General features: G+C 56.2%; 17 protein-coding genes. 4 read left to right on the top strand and 13 right to left on the bottom strand.

The window, feature by feature from the left end:
- Nucleotides 1–32: 32 nt before the first annotated feature.
- The 11 genes from ACN0VM_RS10785 to ACN0VM_RS10735 all read right to left on the bottom strand — a co-directional run bounded on the left by ACN0VM_RS10785 (nucleotide 33) and on the right by ACN0VM_RS10735 (nucleotide 12203).
- Entirely contained in the window at nucleotides 33–1052 is a 1020-nt protein-coding gene (locus ACN0VM_RS10785; protein ID WP_417450889.1) for an aspartate-semialdehyde dehydrogenase, read from the bottom strand.
- A gap of 92 nt (nucleotides 1053–1144) precedes the next feature.
- Complete coding sequence (gene leuB / locus ACN0VM_RS10780; protein WP_417450888.1) at nucleotides 1145–2236, bottom strand: 3-isopropylmalate dehydrogenase; 1092 nt, start codon at nucleotides 2234–2236, stop codon at nucleotides 1145–1147.
- A gap of 34 nt (nucleotides 2237–2270) precedes the next feature.
- Complete coding sequence (gene leuD, locus ACN0VM_RS10775; RefSeq protein ID WP_417450887.1) at nucleotides 2271–2876, bottom strand: 3-isopropylmalate dehydratase small subunit; 606 nt, start codon at nucleotides 2874–2876, stop codon at nucleotides 2271–2273.
- Nucleotides 2877–2891: 15 nt separating this feature from the next.
- On the bottom strand, nucleotides 2892–4298 hold the full coding sequence (gene leuC / locus ACN0VM_RS10770; RefSeq protein ID WP_417450914.1) for a 3-isopropylmalate dehydratase large subunit: 1407 nt from the start codon (nucleotides 4296–4298) through the stop codon (nucleotides 2892–2894).
- A 191-nt stretch (nucleotides 4299–4489) separates the two neighbouring features.
- Nucleotides 4490–4870, bottom strand: coding sequence for a 50S ribosomal protein L19 (gene rplS / locus ACN0VM_RS10765; RefSeq protein ID WP_417450886.1), 381 nt, complete (start codon nucleotides 4868–4870; stop codon nucleotides 4490–4492).
- Between the two features lie 4 nt (nucleotides 4871–4874).
- A complete protein-coding gene (gene trmD, locus ACN0VM_RS10760) occupies nucleotides 4875–5594 on the bottom strand; it encodes a tRNA (guanosine(37)-N1)-methyltransferase TrmD (RefSeq protein WP_417450885.1) in 720 nt (239 codons plus the stop codon).
- Complete coding sequence (rimM, locus tag ACN0VM_RS10755) at nucleotides 5591–6205, bottom strand: ribosome maturation factor RimM (protein WP_417450884.1); 615 nt, start codon at nucleotides 6203–6205, stop codon at nucleotides 5591–5593. The genes trmD and rimM overlap by 4 nt, the downstream gene beginning before the upstream one ends.
- A 57-nt stretch (nucleotides 6206–6262) precedes the next feature.
- A complete protein-coding gene (gene rpsP, locus ACN0VM_RS10750) occupies nucleotides 6263–6697 on the bottom strand; it encodes a 30S ribosomal protein S16 (RefSeq protein ID WP_417450883.1) in 435 nt (144 codons plus the stop codon).
- A gap of 94 nt (nucleotides 6698–6791) precedes the next feature.
- On the bottom strand, nucleotides 6792–8174 hold the full coding sequence (gene ffh / locus ACN0VM_RS10745) for a signal recognition particle protein (RefSeq protein WP_417450882.1): 1383 nt from the start codon (nucleotides 8172–8174) through the stop codon (nucleotides 6792–6794).
- Between the two features lie 211 nt (nucleotides 8175–8385).
- Nucleotides 8386–10167, bottom strand: a complete 1782-nt coding sequence (locus ACN0VM_RS10740) for an ATP-binding protein (protein WP_417450881.1) — start codon at nucleotides 10165–10167, stop codon at nucleotides 8386–8388.
- 224 nt (nucleotides 10168–10391) lie between these two features.
- The gene (locus tag ACN0VM_RS10735; protein WP_417450880.1) at nucleotides 10392–12203 is read right to left on the bottom strand and encodes a DUF885 domain-containing protein; all 1812 of its coding nucleotides are present in this window, start codon (nucleotides 12201–12203) and stop codon (nucleotides 10392–10394) included.
- 196 nt (nucleotides 12204–12399) lie between these two features.
- Here ACN0VM_RS10735 and ACN0VM_RS10730 point away from each other — a divergent pair, with 196 nt between their 5' ends.
- Nucleotides 12400–13881, top strand: a complete 1482-nt coding sequence (locus tag ACN0VM_RS10730; protein WP_417450879.1) for an SLC13 family permease — start codon at nucleotides 12400–12402, stop codon at nucleotides 13879–13881.
- A gap of 57 nt (nucleotides 13882–13938) precedes the next feature.
- On the opposite strand, the gene ACN0VM_RS10725 is transcribed toward ACN0VM_RS10730, so the two are convergent.
- Nucleotides 13939–14760, bottom strand: a complete 822-nt coding sequence (locus ACN0VM_RS10725; protein WP_417450878.1) for an isocitrate lyase/PEP mutase family protein — start codon at nucleotides 14758–14760, stop codon at nucleotides 13939–13941.
- 78 nt (nucleotides 14761–14838) lie between these two features.
- Entirely contained in the window at nucleotides 14839–15801 is a 963-nt protein-coding gene (locus ACN0VM_RS10720) for a hypothetical protein (RefSeq protein WP_417450877.1), read from the bottom strand.
- A 134-nt stretch (nucleotides 15802–15935) separates the two neighbouring features.
- On the opposite strand from ACN0VM_RS10720, the gene dapF reads away from it, so the two are divergent.
- From dapF to ftsY, 3 genes are read left to right on the top strand one after another with little or no spacing between them, the layout of a single operon-like run.
- On the top strand, nucleotides 15936–16757 hold the full coding sequence (gene dapF / locus ACN0VM_RS10715; protein WP_417450876.1) for a diaminopimelate epimerase: 822 nt from the start codon (nucleotides 15936–15938) through the stop codon (nucleotides 16755–16757).
- Nucleotides 16754–18046, top strand: a complete 1293-nt coding sequence (gene mtaB, locus ACN0VM_RS10710) for a tRNA (N(6)-L-threonylcarbamoyladenosine(37)-C(2))-methylthiotransferase MtaB (RefSeq protein WP_417450875.1) — start codon at nucleotides 16754–16756, stop codon at nucleotides 18044–18046. The genes dapF and mtaB overlap by 4 nt, the downstream gene beginning before the upstream one ends.
- A 17-nt stretch (nucleotides 18047–18063) precedes the next feature.
- Nucleotides 18064–19167: a signal recognition particle-docking protein FtsY gene (gene ftsY, locus ACN0VM_RS10705; protein WP_417450874.1), complete on the top strand. Its 1104-nt coding sequence runs from the start codon at nucleotides 18064–18066 to the stop codon at nucleotides 19165–19167.
- Nucleotides 19168–19348: the final 181 nt, after the last annotated feature.

Here is a 19348-nt window from a genome sequence, read left to right as displayed (position 1 = left end):
CCCCTCCCCTTATAGCTTCTCTATCGCCGGTGTCAGCCCGCTTTCAAGATCCCCTGATTCACCAGCGATTCCGCGATTTGCACCGCGTTCAGCGCCGCGCCCTTGCGCAGGTTGTCCGACACAACCCAAATGTTAAGGCCATTCTTGACGGTCGGGTCCTTGCGGATACGCGAGATGAAAGTAGCGAAGTCGCCCACACACTCAACCGGCGTGATGTAACCACCGTCTTCGCGCTTATCGACGACCATGCACCCGGGGGCTTCACGCAGTAGCGCACGCGCCTGCTTTTCGGTGATCTCATCCTTGAACTCGATATTAATCGATTCTGCGTGGCCCACAAAAACCGGCACGCGCACGCAAGTAGCGGTCAGCTTGATATCGGGGTCAAGCATCTTGTGTGTCTCGGCGACCATCTTCCACTCTTCTTTCGTGGAGCCGTCATCCATGAACACGTCGATATGCGGGATCACGTTGAACGCGATCTGCTTGGAGAATTTCTCTTTCACGATCGGGTCATTGACAAAAATCGCCCGCGTCTGGGAGAAAAGCTCATCCATGGCTTCGTTACCGGCTCCAGACACCGACTGATAGGTCGATACAACAACACGCTTGATCGTTGCTACGTCATGAAGCGGCTTCAACGCCACCAGCATTTGTGCGGTTGAACAGTTCGGGTTGGCGATGATGTTTTTCTTGATCTTCTTCAGGTGATGCGGGTTCACCTCAGGCACGATCAAAGGCACATCAGGGTCCATGCGGAAGAAGGACGAGTTGTCGATCACCATGGCGCCAGCCGCAGCCGCCTTGGGGCCAAACTCCTTGGAGACACCTGAACCCGCAGCAAACAGCGCAATGTCGATACCTTTGAAATCAAAGGTATCAAGCGCGACAACGCTCAATTCCTTCTCACCGTAACCTACCTTCTGGCCAATCGATTTTCGCGACGCGACGGCAATAATCTCCGTTGCCGGAAAATCACGCTCGGCAAGGATATTCAGCATTTCACGACCGACATTACCGGTCGCACCAACGACAGCGACACGAAAACCCATCTTAATCTCCTGTGGGGTTACATTTTCAGGCCCCCTTTTGCGGGGCGCCAGAGGCTTGGTCAAACTCTAATAGATGAACTCAGACGTTAGATTTACTGCGGCGTTGCGAGCGCGGCGAGAACAGCGTCGCCCATCCCGGATGTGCCCACCTTCACGAAACCATCGGCCCAGATGTCACCGGTGCGCGCACTATTCAGTGCACCAGATACCGCAGCCTCGACCTTGTCAGCCGCATCACCCATATCAAGTGAGTAACGAAGCGCCATCGCAAACGACAGAATAGCTGCCAGCGGGTTGGCAATGCCCTGGCCCGCGATATCTGGCGCAGAACCATGCACAGGTTCATAGAGCCCCGGCCCTCCATCACCAAGTGAAGCGGAAGGTAACATGCCCAGCGAACCAGTAAGCATCGCGGCAGCGTCAGATAAAATGTCGCCAAAAAGGTTGTCCGTCAAAATAACGTCAAACTGTTTGGGGGCCTTTACCAGTTGCATTGCACAGTTGTCGGCAAGAATATGTTCAAGCTTCACATCGGCGTATTCTTGTGCATGCAGCTTGGTAACTTCCTCGCGCCACAACAGGCCGGCCTCCATTACATTCGCTTTCTCAGCACTGTGCACAAGGCCGCCCCGCTTGCGCGCCATCTCAAATCCCACCCGCGCGATGCGGATGATCTCCTGATCGGTATAGCGCTGGGTGTTGATGCCCACGCGTCCGCCGCCCGGCAGGTCTTCAATGCCGCGTGGTTCGCCAAAATACACACCACCAGCCAGTTCGCGCACAAAGAGGATATCAAGCCCGGCGATATAGTCACGCTTCAGACTTGAGGCCTCAGCCAGCGCATCGAAACACATGGCCGGGCGCAGGTTGGCAAACAGATCAAGTTCCTTACGTAAGCGTAACAAACCAGCCTCCGGGCGCTTGTCATAGGCTGTTTTGCCGTCCCATTTCGGACCACCGACACACGCCAGCAAAATGGCGTCAGACGCCTTTGCTTTGGCAAGTGTTGCGTCAGACAGCGGCGTGCCTTCCGCGTCATAGGCACAACCGCCCACGAGACCCTCGTCAGTATTGAAGGTAACGCCGTAAGCGTCCGCAACCCACGCCATAACGCGCTTCACTTCCGTCATAATCTCGGGGCCGATGCCGTCGCCCGGCAGCAACATGATGTTATAGGTGCTCATGGAATATTCCTCGAATGCTGTCTGAACTGCTGGCTTATGCGCGATAAAGCCAAGGGGTTTGGATCTTTTGTTTGCCTTCAAAACCGGAGATGGCAGTTTTTGCCGTCAAGGTCTGGCCAATCTCGTCCAGCCCCTTCATCAGCATGTCTTTATGTTCCGAGTTGAAATCGAATTCATAATGCGCGTTGCCGCAGGTGACTGTTTGCGCCCCCAAGTCAACATCAATGACATGCCCGGCTTCCGCCGCCAGCACCAGTGCGTCAATGGCATCCTGCGGCAGTTCCACCGTCAGGATACCGTTTTTGATGCAGTTACCGGCAAAGATATCGGCGAACGATGGCGCAATGATGCAGCGGTAACCAAGGTCCGCAATTGCCCACGGTGCATGCTCTCGGCTTGAACCGCAGCCAAAGTTGTCCCCCGCAATCAGAATTTTGGCGCCCTTGTAGCGCTCGCCGTCGAACACATTGTTTTTGATGCGATTACCGTCAGCGTCGAAGCGCACACTTTCAAAAGCAAATTCGCCGAAGCCCGTCCGCTTGATAGACTTCAAGTGTCGCGCAGGAATGATGATGTCCGTGTCGACATTCGAACGCGGGAAAGGCGTGGCAATAGAACTGATTTTCGTGAACTTTTCCATTCTCTCTCTCCCGGCTTAAAAGGTGCGCACGTCAACAAAATGCCCGGCAATCGCGGCAGCTGCCGCCATGGCGGGGCTGACGAGATGCGTCCGTGCGCCCGGCCCTTGGCGGCTGACGAAGTTGCGGTTGCTGGTCGAAGCTACATGCTCACCCGCGCCGGCTTTATCTGGGTTCATGGCAAGACACATGGAACACCCCGGTTCGCGCCACTGAAAGCCCGCGTCGGTGAAAAGCTTGTCGAGGCCTTCCTGCTCAGCCTGTTCTTTCACCAATCCCGAGCCCGGCACAATCATCGCCTCTATCACATGATCCGCAACCTTGCGGCCTTTGATCACCGCAGCGGCCTCGCGAAGGTCTTCAATCCGGCTATTGGTGCAGGAGCCGACAAACACCCGGTCCACCTTGATGTCCGTGATGGGTGTGCCTTCCTTAAGCCCCATATAGTCAAGCGCCTTGACGACACCTTCCTGTTTGGTGCGGTCCTTGAAACTCGCGACCATCGGCACACTGCCGGTCACAGGCGCGACATCCTCGGGGCTGGTGCCCCACGTTACCTGTGGCACAATCTGACTACCGTCAATCACAACCTCGCGGTCAAATTTCGCGCCCTCATCCGAGCGCAGCGATTTCCAGTAGGACACAGCCGCGTCCCATTGCCCGGCTTTGGGCGCATAGGGCCTGCCGCGCAGATAATCAAACGTCTTGTCATCGGGCGCAACAAGCCCGGCACGCGCCCCTGCCTCAATAGACATGTTGCAGAGCGTCATGCGCCCTTCCATGGTCAGCGCTTCGATGACCGGTCCTGCGTATTCGATCACATGACCAGTGCCACCAGCGGTACCGATTTCGCCGATAATCGCAAGCGCCACATCTTTTGCAGAACAGCCCACAGGCAACTCGCCGGTGACCGTCACCCGCATGTTCTTGCCTTTTTTCAAAATCAGCGTCTGGGTCGCTAGCACATGCTCAACCTCGCTGGTGCCAATACCAAACGCCAGAGCGCCAAAAGCACCGTGGGTTGAGGTGTGACTGTCACCACACACCAGGGTCACGCCCGGCTGGGTAAAACCTTGCTCTGGCCCCACCACATGCACAATACCCTGGCGCACGTCATTCATCGGGATATAGTCAAGGTCAAATTCTTTTGCGTTACTCTCAAGCGCGTCAAGCTGCGCGCGCGACATCGGGTCCGGGTTTGGTTTATCCCGGTCCTTAGTGGGCACGTTATGATCAGGCACCGCGATAATGCTGTCGCGGCGACGAATAGGCCGGCCGGCCGCACGCAAACCGTCAAATGCCTGCGGCGAAGTCACTTCATGCACAAGATGACGATCGATATATAGTAGGGCAACATTGTCGCTTCTTTGTTCGACAACATGACCTTCCCAAATCTTATCGTACATCGTCTTCGGCATTTTCAGCTCCGCTTCATTGTTTACCTTTGCGCCGCTGCGCGTGAGAGTGTTTTTCTTTATCATGCTCAGGCAAGAGCACGGCCTTAGCTTGAGCCAAAAAGAAAAACGGGGGCAGGATCTGCGACCCGCCCCCGTTCTTTATAGTCACCCTCGGCATTACGCAAGAATTAAAAAGCTTCTTGCCGAAGTGTGTAATTTTATTTCGCGTCGTTTTTGCGGAAATCGCGCTTTTCGACGATCCGGGCAGACTTACCGCGACGGCCACGGAGGTAGTACAGCTTGGCGCGACGTACTTTACCACGGCGAACAACGGTGATCGCATCCACGGTTGGGCCATAAAGCGGGAATACCCGCTCAACACCTTCACCATACGAGATTTTGCGAACAGTGAAGTTGGAGCTGATGCCTTTGTTGGCGCGTGCAATGCAAACGCCTTCGAAAGCCTGGATACGCTCGCGCTCACCCTCTTTCACTTTCACATCAACACGCAGCGTGTCACCAGCGCCGAACTCAGGAATGGTTTTACCTTCCGTGAGACCAGCAATTTTCTCTTGCTCGAGCTTTTGAATGATATTCATCGGTCTATACCTTTTTTTCTTTTCCCCGCACATAGGTCGACCAGAGGTCCGGCCGGCGTATACGGGTTAACTCTTCTGCTTTTTCGCGTCGCCACTGGGCGATACGGCCATGATGCCCACTTGTGAGCACCTCGGGAATTTCCCGATCTTCCCAGACCTGAGGTCTGGTGTATTGAGGGTACTCCAGGAGCCCACTCTCAAAACTCTCCTCGTTGAGCGTGGCAGCCGCGCCCATAATACCGGGCAGCAGGCGCACAACCGCGTCCAACATAACGAGGGCTGCCGGCTCTCCACCTGAGAGCACAAAATCACCCACGCTTATCTCTTCAACACCGCGTGCTTCAAGCACACGTTCGTCAACACCTTCAAACCGACCACACAGAATGGTCACACCACCTGCGTCCTGCCACCTGTGAGCCTCCGCCTGATCAAAGCGCTTACCACGCGGGCTCATATAAACAAGGGGCCATTCCGGCTTGGCATCCACGCGCGCGGCATCAATTGCCTTGCCCAAAATATCTGCTTTAAGCACCATTCCGGGGCCGCCACCCGCGGGGGTGTCGTCAACTGAGCGGTGCTTATCGCTCGAAAAATCTCGAATGTCCAGCGTTTTCAGCGTCCAACGGCCTTCTTCAAGCCCCTTGCCCGCAAGCGACCCACCGAGGCATCCAGGAAACATTTCCGGGAACAAGGTCAGCACCTGTGCTGTAAAAAGCGGGTTCACGTGGCAGCCTCATCTGAAGCGCCGGAAGCATCATCTTCGTCCCGTTCGCTAACATGGATTGAGACCCAATGGTCAAACGCAATTGTCAGGGAGCCGCCCTTGATATCCACAACCGGGACAAAGGCCTTGCGGAAAGGAATGAAAGCAAAACGGCCAAGCCCCGGCAGGGCTTTGTCCAGCACCACTTCAACAAGATCTTCCGCACCGAAATTCTCGACTGCCCGCACAAAACCGACACGGGCGCCACTTTCATCTTTGGCATCAAGGCCAATAAGGTCCGCGAGGTAAAACTCGTCCTCGTCCTCTGCGGCAAAGACGTCGCGGGCAACATAGAGCCCCGTGCCCTTGAGCGCCTGTGCATCCTCGCGGTTTTTCACGCTGTCAAGGCGGGCGATAAAACCTTCCTTGTCTTCGCGCAACCGCTTGAGTTTGATCACAGGTCCGTTCGCTCCCTTGTGCAAAGACGTAAACGCAAAAATGGCCTCGGGATCATCAGTGAAGGACCGCAAGCGCACGTCACCTCGAACGCCATGGGCGCCCGCAAGAGCACCCACGCAAATCCAGCCATCTTCGACACCGCGCTGGCGCCGTTCTGAAGACCCGTTAGCCATTTTGGCATCACCTTAAGATTGCCCGGCACTGACGCCGGGCAACACTGAAGTCTGTGATTATTCAGCAGCAGCTTCTTCAGCTGGTGCTTCTTCAGCCGGAGCCGCTGCCGCAGCTTTTGCCGCTTCTTCAGCTTCCTTGGCAGCTTCAGCAGCAGCTTCAGCTTTCGCTTTTTTCTCTTCGATCAGGTCGAGAGCTTTCTGGCCCGGCTTACCCTTGTTAGGGTTGTTGCGGGTTTTAGCTTCCAGAACACCAGCCGCCTCGAGGAAACGAGCCACACGGTCCGAAGGCTTCGCGCCTTCACCAAGCCAATGTTTCACACGGTCAGCATCAAAGCTTACGCGGTTTTCATCGTCTTTCGCGAGCATCGGATTGTAGTGACCGATTTTTTCGATGAACTTACCGTCGCGGCGTGCGCGGGTGTCCGCAACAACGATGCGGTAGTAAGGACGTTTCTTGGCGCCACCACGGGCGAGACGAATTGCAACAGCCATTTTATTTTCCTTTCAGATGTCCGGTGCCTCGCAGGCGCTGACGGACGTATTCTCAAGTTTTCAAAACAATTCCGGTGAGAGGTTGGCTAACCGCTCACGAGAACAACTTGTCGAAGCCCGGCGGCAAGCCACCCGGCATTCCTCCCATACCTGGCATTCCGGGCATGCCGCCCTTCTTGCCCATACGGGACATCTTTTTCATCATCTTCGCCATCTGCATATGCATCTTGAGAAGCTTGTTCACCTCAGGCACGCTGGTACCCGAACCGGCGGCAACACGCTTCTTGCGTGATGCATTCAGCACCTGTGGTTTTTTACGTTCCTGCGACGTCATTGATGAAATGATCGCTTCCTGACGCTTGAAGACCTTGTCGTCAACGCCAGCATTCATGGCACCCTTGAGCTTGCCCATACCCGGCAGCATACCCAGCACACCCTTCATGCCGCCCATCTTGGACATCTGCTGCAACTGCGTGCGCAGGTCATCAAGGTCGAATTCGCCTTTGGCCATTTTCTTGGCCATTTTTTCAGCGTCTTCTTTTTCAATCGTCTCTGCCGCTTTCTCAACCAGGCTGACAACGTCACCCATGCCAAGGATACGGCTCGCGACCCGCTCGGGATGGAAATCCTCAAGCGCGTCCATTTTCTCGCCCGTACCCGCAAGCTTGATCGGCTTGCCAGTCACGGCACGCATGGAAAGCGCGGCACCACCACGGCCGTCACCGTCCATACGGGTCAACGCCACGCCGGTGATCCCGACCTGCGCATCAAATTCTTTTGCCACGTTAACGGCGTCCTGCCCTGTCAGGCTGTCCGCCACCAGCAGCGTCTCGGTCGGCATCGTTGCGTTGCGCACGGCCACAACCTCGGCCATCAGCGCCTGGTCGACATGCAGACGGCCTGCGGTATCAAGCATGACAACGTCAAAGCCCTGCAGCTTCGCAGCGTCAAGCGCGCGGCGTGCGATGTCCACAGGCATCTGACCCGCGACAATCGGCAAGGTTTTCACGCCGATCTGTTCACCAAGAATCTTAAGCTGCTCTTGCGCTGCCGGGCGGCGCACATCAAGCGACGCCATCAGGACCTTCTTGCGGTCCTTCTCATTAAGGCGCTTGGCGATCTTGGCGGTTGTCGTGGTTTTACCGGAGCCCTGCAAGCCGACCATCATGACAACAACCGGCGGCACACCAATCAGGTTCAGCCCGGTGCTTTCAGCACCCAGCATTGCAACCAGTTCGTCGTTGACGACCTTGATGACCTGCTGGCCCGGCGTCACCGACTTCAAGACATCCTGGCCAACGGCCTTGGTTTTCACTTTTGCGATGAAATCTTTGACAACCGGCAGCGCAACATCGGCCTCAAGCAGCGCGATGCGCACTTCGCGCAGCGCTTCGGTGACATCCGATTCCTTGAGCGCACCGCGGCGCTTCAAGCCATCGAGAATACCACTGAGCCGATCAGACAAGCTGTCAAACATAAGCAAAATCGCCTTGTGTCTTGTTCAAAGTTCCAAATTCTCCAAAGGCTTAGCCAAACCATAATGGCACCAGTGGGCGAAACTCGCTGACTGGTGGGCATCTCAGGGCGAACCATTGGAGACGCATGTTATGTCTGTCTTTCCCTTGGGGAAGCGTCGCTTATGTAGGGAGAAGCGGCCCGACTGTCAAGTAAAACGGCGGTTAATCGCGCTATTCAATGCTATCCTCAAGCCGGTGAGCGAAGAGTTCCAGCACGGCAGCTTCCAGTTCATGGATCTGGATCGGCTTGCCAACCACACTGTTCATACCCGCCACCTTATAGCTTTCAATGTCTTCCGCCATGGTATTGGCTGTCAATGCGATAATAGGGAGGTCGAGCAAGGAGCCGCCTTGGGCGCGAACCTCCCGCACTGCGGTGACACCGTCCTTGACCGGCATGCGCACATCCATCAGCACAAGGTCATATGCGTCATCCAGAATACGATTTACGGCCTCCTCGCCATTGTGGACAATGGTGATATCCCACCCATAGCGCACAAGCAGTTTCTCGATCAGCATCTGGTTGATCTTGTTATCTTCAGCCACCAACACCTTCAATCCCAGCGCTTTCAATACGTCACTGAAATCGACCGTAGGCGGTGTAGGGTCGTATTTACCTTCGGCCCTGGGCAGGACGACGGAAAAGCGAAACCGCGACCCCACGTCCGGTATACTGTCGGCATCTATGGTGCCATCCATAAGTAATGCCAACTCGCGGGATATAGCCAGACCCAGCCCCGCGCCACCCTGCCGCCTGCGCGCTGAGCCATCCACCTGTTCGAAACGCTGAAAGAGGCGTGCCCCCTTTTCCTTGTCAAAACCGACACCGGTGTCCTCAACCAACAAGGTAAGACGGTAAAGGTTACTGTCCTGAATATCGACCCGGACACTTACATCAACGCTCCCCTTTTCAGTGAACTTGATCGCATTGCCGACAAGGTTCAGCAAGATCTGACCGATGCGGATAGAATCTCCGACCAGTCGGTACTTCTCCGTCTCATCCATTAAGCAACTGAGTTTGATGCCCTTTTCCTCAGCCGAAGACCGAAGCAGGTCGGTAATATGCCCGACCAATTCATGGACGTCGAATGCCTGCGGGCTGAGGGAGAGCTTTCCTTCATCAAGCTTGGCGAGATCCAGAATATCATTGATAAGCGCGAGCAATGTTTTGGCACTGACCTGCGCCGCCGAGACCAATTCCCGCTGCTCTTCATTCAGGCTGGTATGCTCAAGCAGGTTCATCGTGCCCAATACCCCGGTCAGCGGGGTGCGCAACTCATGGCTGGTGTTCGCAAGAAAGACGCCTTTGGCTTCATTGGCCCTGCGTGCTTCCTCTGCCGCCTGTTCGGCTTCCGCCATCTTGAGATTGGCGGCCTCGTTCAGCGTCTCAAGTTGATGGGTTTTTGCTTTGTCCAGAATGCGCAGACGCTCCACGTGCGCAAGCGTGCGGTAGCGTTGCCCGAAGCAAAGCAAGCCCAGCAGGAGGCCCGGCACCAGCATAAAGGCAAAATGAGCCAGGGCTTCACCACCCAGCGAGATCAGGCACTGTATGTATAGTGCGACGGACAGTGCCGTAAGTGAATAGAACACCAAAGGGCGCAACGTGATAAAGCTGAACACCAGTAGGGCCAGGACAGCGTTGGTCATCTGCAACATGTCTTGAGCCAACGCGACATGGCCGTAAACATTGGCAACGCCCAGCAACCCGATGGGCACAAACACCGCGTGGGAAGCCGCTGCTGACACTTTTCCTTGCCGCACAAAAAAATAGGTCAGCAAACTGACGCCAGCGGTAACCGCAGCTAACGCCAGCAACTGGTGCTTGATTTCAGGGGGCAGGAAAAAGTAATGCATTACGGTCAGGAACGCATAATACCCGCCAATGAACAGTGCAATGATCGGTAGCTGTTGCAGATAGATGGCATCAATCGCCTTGCGGATAAGCAAACGCATTTCCGCCGGCTCGATTGATGTATCACTCCCTGCTTGATATTGATGTATGCTCAGATTTCGTCTTCCCGGCTATCGCCCCACCTAACTATAGCGTAGAAGAAAATTTGCTCTCGGTCAGCCAACAAATAGCCAAACGAAAGAAATAATCCCCACATATTAAAAAAGAGAGGCCGGATATCCAGCCTCTCTCCCGATCATGTGCGTTTCGCGGTTTCGCCCTGTTTTCAGCTGTTTTCAGCGATATAAGCGTCGATCTGCTCTTCCAGGATTGTCAAGGGTACCGAGCCGCCCATAAGGACCACGTCATGAAACTCCCGTATGTCGAAATTATCGCCAAGAGCCTGTCTGGCTTTGTCGCGCAGACGCAGGATAGTGAGCTGGCCAATTTTGTATCCACAAGCCTGCCCGGGCCAAACGATATAGCGTTCGATCTCGGTGACAACGTCGGTCATCGCCATTCCAGTGTTGTCAGCCATATATTGAACAGCCTCATCCCGCGTCCACCGCTTGGCGTGCATGCCCGTATCCACGACCAGGCGCACGGCACGAAACAGCTCTGACTGCAAAGCACCAATTTTATCTGCGTTGGTTTTCTGGAAACCCATTTCCATGGCCACACGTTCCGCATAAAGCGCCCATCCTTCAACATAGGCCCCATAGCCGGAAAACTTGCGGAAAAGCGGCAAGCCCTCCTGCTCAAGCTGCAACGCAATCTGATAGTGATGACCCGGCACCGCTTCATGATAGGTCAGCGCGCGCATACCAAACTTGGGCGTTCCCTTGATATCATAAAGGTTCGCGTAAAAACGCCCGGGACGACTGCCGTCAAATGCTGGTGGTTCGTAATAACCGCCTGGCGCGCCTTGTTCAATAAAGACAGGAACACGGACGACCTCAACCGGTGCATTGGGCGTCCGATTGAACATGCCTGCCACCCCAGCCTCAATCTCACGCGTCAGCGCAGTGTAGTCCTCAAGGATTTGCGCGCGTCCTTCATCTGTATCCGCGTAATAGTGCCGATCCTCTGCAGTGAAGGCGTTGATCAGTTCTGCAAAGGGAATGCCGGTGTCATAACCCTCGGCCTCAAATAACGACAGCATTTCGCCCTGAATACGCGCCACTTCCGAAAGGCCCAGCGCATGGATCTCATCAGCCGTCATGGTCGTTGTGGTATGGTGCTCAAGTTGTGTCTGGTAATAGGCCGCACCGTCCGGCAGCTTCCACACACCGGCGTCGTCCGTGGCAATGCCCTGAAGCTTAACCGTGTACGCCAGAAGATCCCGCCAGACAGGAAAGACCACCTCACGGATCGCCGCTTCAGTTTCGGCGAGAATGTTGCTTTTCTCTTCTTCGCTCACATCTTCGAGCTTATCGAGTTTTGCTTTCATTGCCGCATAGAAGGCGTTGTCTTTCGGGTCGTCCGTCATAAATGGCCGCAGTTGGTTTTCCACCTTCTGCAGGACAAATTTCGGCGGAACAATACCTAGCTTTTCCCGTTTCTCGAGCTGCTCCATATATTGATCAAACTGGTGCCGCAGCATGCGAAGCCGCTGGTTATAATATTCTGCCTCCTCGACATCCGTCACAGAATGAGTGCCGGTGATGAAACTTGCGATATTGTTGTGCCAGCCGTATAGCTGCGTCAGCGGATAATCATGAAACATGAACCGCTCGTTCCTGATGTCGCGTTCCATTGCGTAGGCCATCAGCCGCTTGTTAAAGCGCTGTTCTTCCGTCAGGTCTTCATCCGCGTAGGACATCAAGGTTTCATAGTTCTCCTTGGTGCGCGAAAGACTGTCGAGGCTGGCCTCGACAGTCAAATCATCCAGCTTCCCGTTGTGCGCGGTAATGCCATAAGGCTCAAGCATGCGCAGGCTCGACAAGGTCTGCGGGCTCCGGAAACCTTCCTCAACCACAACGCGGGTCTGGAAATGGTCAATGCTAAACGGCTTGAACCAAACCAGCTTTGCCAGCCAAACCCCGCCAACGATCACGAGCAACAAAAATGCAAGCCCGACAATTTTTCTGATGGACATAACAGCCTCCCCCTTATCTTTGTCTGGCAGCATACAAAAGCCTGCCTTGTGCACAAGCGAATGTTGCAGCTGAAACCTGTTTTGTGCGCCTTTGACATACCCGACACGAAGTTTCCCTTCACAGCATCGCCGATGTTCGCTATCCAAGGGTCAGCCTGCGGGGAGTGCGGGCCAGACCTGAGGGGGAGGAAATCATATGTCAGGTGTAACGCCAGACCACGAAGGCGGACGGGCACTATACCAGACGATCGGCCTGATTGCCGGACCCATTGTGTTTTTTGCGCTCTTGTTTTCGCCCACTCCCGATGGCTTGAATGATGCGGCCTGGAGCACAGTCGCGGTTGCCGCGCTGATGGCGTGCTGGTGGGCGACTGAAGCGATCCCTGTACCTGCTACCAGCCTGCTTCCTCTTGTGCTTTTGCCTGTACTTGGCATTACAACCTCCAAGGAAGCGTCATGGCCATACGCTGAACCTGTAATCTTTCTGCTCCTGGGCGGATTTCTCGCCGCGATGGGGATGCAACGCTGGAACCTGCACAGGCGTATTGCACTGCTGATCCTGTCCCGCGTTGGCGATCACCCGGCGGCGCTGATTGGTGGCTTCATGGCTGCCAGCGCGATCTTGTCGATGTGGATATCAAATACCGCCACCACATTGATGATTATCCCTATCGCAATCACCGTTGCCGACACCATTCTGCGGGAAAAGGCAACAGGCCACCGCTTCACGATCGCGCTGCTGATCGGCTGCGCATGGTCCGCATCCATCGGTGGCCTGGGCACCTACATCGGTACCCCGCCCAACCTGTTTGTGAAGGGTTTCATCATGCAGGAAACCGGCCGGGAGATTCTGTTCCTGGAATGGATGGCTTTTGCTATTCCGGTTGTTGCCGTCATGGTCCCGCTTGCGTGGCTTGTCCTTACAAAAATCTGCTTCCCTTTCCGGGCCGACATGGTGCGCGGGGGTCAGGATGTGGTGCAGGCCGAGCTTACCGCCATGGGCGCCATTACCACGCCGGAAAAACGTGTCGCCGTCATCATGGCAACGATGGCTCTCATGTGGTCCTTCCGGCAGGTTCTGGTTGAATTCGAGCCCTTGACAACGCTTTTGCCTTTCATGGCCAACCTGTCGGACATGCATATTGCCGTTGCTGCGGGTTTGGCCATGTTTCTTGTCCCTGCCGGAAGCCCCCTTAAGGGAGAGGCGCTTCTCAACTGGGGTACAGCGGTTACCCTGCCATGGGGGGTCATTTTGCTGTTTGGCGGTGGTCTTAGCCTCGCCGCAGCCATTAAGGCAACAGGCTTGGCTATCTGGGCGGGCGAGGCCATGAGCGGCCTTGCCACAGCCCATCTTTTTGTCATCATGCTTGCCATCGTGGCGTTGGTCATTTTTCTGACCGAGCTGACCAGCAACACCGCCACAACAGCAGCTCTTGTGCCGGTTTTGGGCGCTCTTGCCACAACCGCCAACATAGACCCGATCATGCTTGCGGCCCCAACGGCAATGGCAGCCAGCTGTGCCTTCATGTTACCGGTCGCAACCGGACCGAACGCCGTGGTGTTTTCCACCGGCCATATTCATGTGCCCGATATGGTACGGGCCGGCCTGTGGCTCAACATCCTTGGCACGTTTGTCGTGACCACAATCTGCTTCCTGTTGCTGCCCCTGATCTTCTGATCGGACAGGCCTTCTGAACAGGCAGGTCTTCTAAACAGATAGGCACAACGGAGTTGCTCAGGCTTCAAACATCGCGTTGATCCGGCCGAAAGGCAAGGCATCTTCGGCATATGCGAAGGTACCGTGGTCACGCATCTCCTCGCTTGCCCGAAGGAACGCGCCCAGCGCCACACGCGAGAGAGAACTGCCAGTGCTGATGCGCTTCACACCCATGGCCGACAGCGCTTGCTGGCTGAACTGTAAGCCCGAAAGGCCCATCACCACATTGACCGGTTTCGAGACGTTTTCAACCACAGTGCGGACATCGGCTTCACGGGTAAGGCCCGGGGCATAAAGCACGTCTGCGCCAGCATCTTCATATGCCTGCAGGCGCGCCACTACGTCCGCGATATCCGGTTTACCGACGAGGAAATTTTCCGCCCGCGCCGTTAATGTGAAGGCATAAGGCAAAGCCCGCGCGGCCTCAACGGCAGCCGCGATACGCTCTTTCGCAAAACCAATATCATACTGTCCGCTATGATGCCCCTTGTTGACAGAATCCTCGATCGAGCCGCCCACGAGCCCAACCTCCGCCGCCATGGCAATCGTGCGGGCGACTTCTTCGGGTGCATCATAAAAACCATTTTCAAGGTCTGCGCTTACGGGAAGGTCTGTGGCGTCAACAATCGTTGCGGAATGTCGTATCATGTCATCCCGGCTAATGTTGTTGTCTGGCACACCCGCTGAAAAGGCGTAGCCCGCGCTGGTGGTTGCAAGCGCCTGAAAGCCGCATGCCGCCAGCAGTTTTGCAGTCCCCGCATCATAGGGGTTAGGAATGATAAAAGCGTCATTCCCATAATGCATGTCCCGAAACAATTTACCCTTTGTCGCCATGTCCATCACTGCCCCCTGAGCTGAATATCTGGTACACGGAGTATAACCCGGCTTGGGTTGGACATAAAGAACAAAAAGAGAACATTACCAGATGTCGGCTCGGGCATTCACAAACGGGGATCCAAGGAAACGCTTGTTATCGTCATGAAGCAACGCCAACAGGCCCTGACGTTCCTCCTTGGTAAACGTAAAACGCATTGGCATGGTCATCGCCGCCCGCAGCACGCTGGCTTCATCATCGTCCATTTGCAAAAGGTCCTGCACCAATGCGGCGCCGTTCCCACTGCGGCTCCTGAGCACCGGGAACAGCACTTGCTGGCGCCAGCCCATATCAAGGCCAAGCGCACAGCGGTTCATTGCCAAGAGAAGTTCCAGCGCGTCTGTGCCGAAACGGCTGTTGCCCGAGCGCAGTCCACCGCCCGCAAGCGCTAGTCCCTCAAGTTCCAGGAATTCCAGCAAATGACCTGTCGCATTGTCCCGCGGCCACCCTTCCAGCACATCAATCTTTGCGGTTTCCGCAAAACCGGCATGGGCAAGGTTATCGGCAAGGCGCAGCCATGACAGGTCCATGCCCATGAACGGCTTCAGGAAAGTGCTGAATTCATCCCTGAGGCCAAACGCGACCCGGAAACCATAGATCGATTCGATGAGCTTGTCCTGCCGCCTGACGATCAGCCGGGGATGCACCTCCGCGACCTTGTCAAGCATGGCCAGCGCTTGGGTAAAATACCGGAAGTCGGGGAAAAAACCATACCCCTGATGGCCCGGCATGATACCCATCAGGTTCTCTTCACTCACAAGAATCGTGTTCTGTTCCACCTGCCTGATCGCGCGGGCCGTGGAGGCAACTTCGGCCCGGCGCGCCGGGTGCCACCACCGGTAACGGTAAAAGCGGTTCATCGCCACGCCATACGCCTCAGCTTTGAGCTCATCGCGCAAGATCATGCACATCTGCTGCTCAATTTCTGCACGGTTCCGGCGCAGCATTGCCTGCGTTGCGCTGGAGGCGCAGCGATGCGCGCCCATATGAATAATCAGCTTTTTCATGAACACTTTATTCCCATTCCCGCCACGCTTTGTCTACGGCGCGAGAAAAACTTGTTCAAAATAACGCCAGAAACGGGGGATTTGTGCGAGTAAAGCATAGACTCTGCCCCCCGGCTCACCATATAAGCAGCGCCATGAGCACGAGCCAACATAAACGCCGCTTCCTGAAGATGCAGGGGCTGGGCAATGACTTTGTCATCTTCGACGCACGCACAGAGCCGCTTGCGCTGAGTTGCACAGATGTGTGCAATATCGCTGACCGCCGGCGCGGGGTAGGATGTGACCAGTTGATCGTGATACGCGACAGCCAAGACGCTGATATCTTTATGGAAATCTGGAATACTGACGGTAGCCGCGTGGGTGCATGCGGCAATGCTACCCGCTGTGTGGGCAAATTGATGCTCGATGAACTCGGGCAGGAAAGCGTTACAATCCGTACCGACGCGGGCCTGCTGACAGCCGCCCATGCGCCCGGCGGCATCAGCGTCAACATGGGTCCGGCACGGATGGCGTGGAATGAAATTCCCCTTTCTGATCAGATGGATACACTGCATATCGACCTAAGGGTCGGGAGCCTGAGCGACCCGGTTGGCGTCAACATGGGCAACCCGCATGTGGTATTTTTTGTGGATGATGCGGAAGCGGTCGACCTTAAAACCCTCGGCCCACAAATTGAACATCATACCCTGTTCCCGGAACGGGTAAATGTCTCTGTCGCCACGATAAAAGATGGTATCATCCGCCAGCGAGTATGGGAACGCGGCGCAGGCATCACCGAAGCTTGCGGGTCTGGCGCCTGTGCCGGGCTTGTTGCTGCCGCGCGGCGGGGCCTGACAGGCCGCAAGGCCACCGTTCAGCTTGATGGCGGCGCGCTTGAGATTGAATGGCTTGCGGACGGCACGGTTCAGATGACCGGCGCCGCCATGCTTGCCTTTGAAGGGGAAATTGCGCTGTGAGTGCAAAACCCGACATCGTGACTTTCGGCTGCCGCCTCAACGCTTATGAAAGCGAGGTGATGCGCCGCCATGCCGAGGATGCCGGGCTGGATGATGTGATCATTGTCAACACCTGTGCCGTGACGGCGGAAGCCACCCGGCAGGCGCGGCAATCCATCCGCCGCATGAAGCGCGAACGCCCTGACACCCCCATCATCGTCACCGGCTGCGCCGCGCAGATCGACCCGCTGCAATTCTCGAAAATGCCGGAAGTCGCCACTGTGCTGGGTAATCAGGAAAAGCTTGAAGCCAAAAACTTTATCGGGCTTGAGCGCGCAGGGCTTGACCTTTCGAACGCGCCGCGCGTGCAGGTGAATGACATCTTCTCCGTCAAGGAAACGGCGGGGCACCTGATTGACGGCTTTGGCGAACGCGCCCGCGCCTTTGTGCAAATCCAGAACGGCTGCAACCACCGCTGCACCTTCTGCATCATTCCCTATGGCCGCGGCAACAGCCGCTCTGTCGCCATGGGCGAAGTGGTGGATCAGATCAAACGGCTGGTTGACCGTGGTTTCAAGGAAGTGGTGCTGACGGGTGTGGATATCACCAGCTTTGGCGAGGACCTGCCGGGCACGCCCACGCTTGGCACGCTTGTGCAGAAAATCCTCAAGCTGGTGCCGGACCTGCCGCGCCTTCGCATCTCGTCCATCGACAGTATCGAAGTGGATGAGCCCCTGTACGACGCCATCATCCACGAACCACGCGTGATGCCGCACCTGCACCTGAGCCTGCAGGCCGGGGACAATATGATCCTCAAACGTATGAAGCGGCGTCACATGCGCGAGGACGCCATCGAGTTTTGCGCCCGTGTGCGCGCCGAGCGGCCGGACATGGTATTCGGCGCAGACATTATCGCAGGCTTCCCGACGGAAACCGATGAGATGTTCGCCAACAGCCTGAAACTGGTGGAGGAATGCGACCTGACGTGGCTGCATGTCTTCCCCTATTCAGAGCGCGAAGGCACCCCCGCCGCCCGCATCCCGAACAAGGTGCCAAAAGCGGTGAGGAAAGAACGCGCGGCCCAGCTTCGCGCTGCAGGCGACGCCCGCGTAGCTGCGCTTTTCAAGGCGGCAGAAGGCAGCACCGCCAACGTGCTGATTGAGCGTGTGGGCCATGACGGGGAGGCCATGGGCCACAGTGAACAATTCATCCCCGTTGTGGTAGACACCGGCGCAGAGCCAGGCGACATTGTGCCCGTGCGCCTGACCGCACGCGACGAGAACGCCATGACCGGCATCAAACAAGACTGAAAACCTCAGGGGCTTTTATGGCAGAAGAAAAAAAAGGCTGGTTCAAGCGGCTGCGCGGCAAAAAGGAAGAGGTGGCCGAGGCCCCAGCGGCAGAAACGCCGACTGAAGAGACCAAAGCACCAACGCCCAGGCCGAGCCCAGAACCGGTGATGGCGGACGCGCCGGTGCCAAGCCAAGAACCAGCGCCTGAGCCTCAGGAAAAAAAGAGCTGGTACCAGCGCCTGAAGGATGGCCTCAAAAAATCTACCAATGCGCTTTCGGGCGGCATTACCGGCATATTTACCCAGGCCAAGCTGGATGACGAGACGCTGGAAGAGCTCGAAGACCTGCTGATCACCGCCGATCTTGGCGTGAACGTGGCTTCAAAGCTGACTGCCGCCCTTGCCAAAGGCCGCTATGACAAGGAAATCAGCGGCGACGAAGTGCGTGATATCCTCGCCGCAGAGATCGAAGCCATGCTGGCCCCTGTGGCTAAACCGCTGACCCTCGACAAGGCCAACAAGCCCCATATCATCCTGATGGCCGGTGTGAACGGCGCAGGCAAGACCACGACCATCGGCAAGCTGGCCAAAAAGTTCAAGGATGACGGCAAATCCGTCATGCTGGCGGCAGGCGATACTTTCCGCGCGGCAGCAGTTGAACAGCTTCAGGTATGGGGCGATAGGAACGGTGTACCCGTTGTCACCAAGGAAATTGGCGCGGATGCCGCGGCCCTTGCGTATGAAGCCGTTGACCGCGCGCAAAAAGAAGGCGTGGACGTCTTGCTGATCGACACCGCAGGCCGCCTGCAGAACCGTGACGAACTGATGGCCGAACTAGCCAAGGTGGTCCGGGTGATTGGCAAAAAGGTCGATGGCGCACCGCATGACACTGTCATCGTGCTCGACGCCACCACCGGCCAGAACGCGGTGCATCAGGTGGAAGTGTTCCAGCGCCTCGCGCACATCACCGGCATTGTCATGACCAAGTTGGACGGCTCAGCGCGCGGCGGCGTGCTGGTGGCGTGCGCCGAAAAATTCGGCCTGCCCGTGCATGCCATCGGCGTCGGTGAAGCCATAGAGGACCTTCAGCCGTTCAGCGCCCGCGACTTCGCCCGCGCGCTTGTGGGCTCGGAGAACTAGCGTTTGTGTACCAAAGACATAAATATGTTGCACTTTGAAGCTAACCGGTATACCGTCTGATCACGGAGCAGAATAGATTCTTAATAATTGGCTTGCAGATGAAATGTCTTAGAGATTCTGGATACGAATATCTTCTGCACTATAGCCCACTTCATTACCTACCTTTCATTATTAGAGATCA

The sequence above is a fragment of the Kordiimonas sp. genome (genome assembly GCF_048260245.1).
In the GTDB taxonomy this organism is placed as follows: Bacteria; Pseudomonadota; Alphaproteobacteria; order Sphingomonadales; family Kordiimonadaceae; genus Kordiimonas.
The sequence above is the reverse complement of the archived record's forward strand: the minus strand, read 5'-3'. Positions and strand labels throughout refer to the sequence as shown.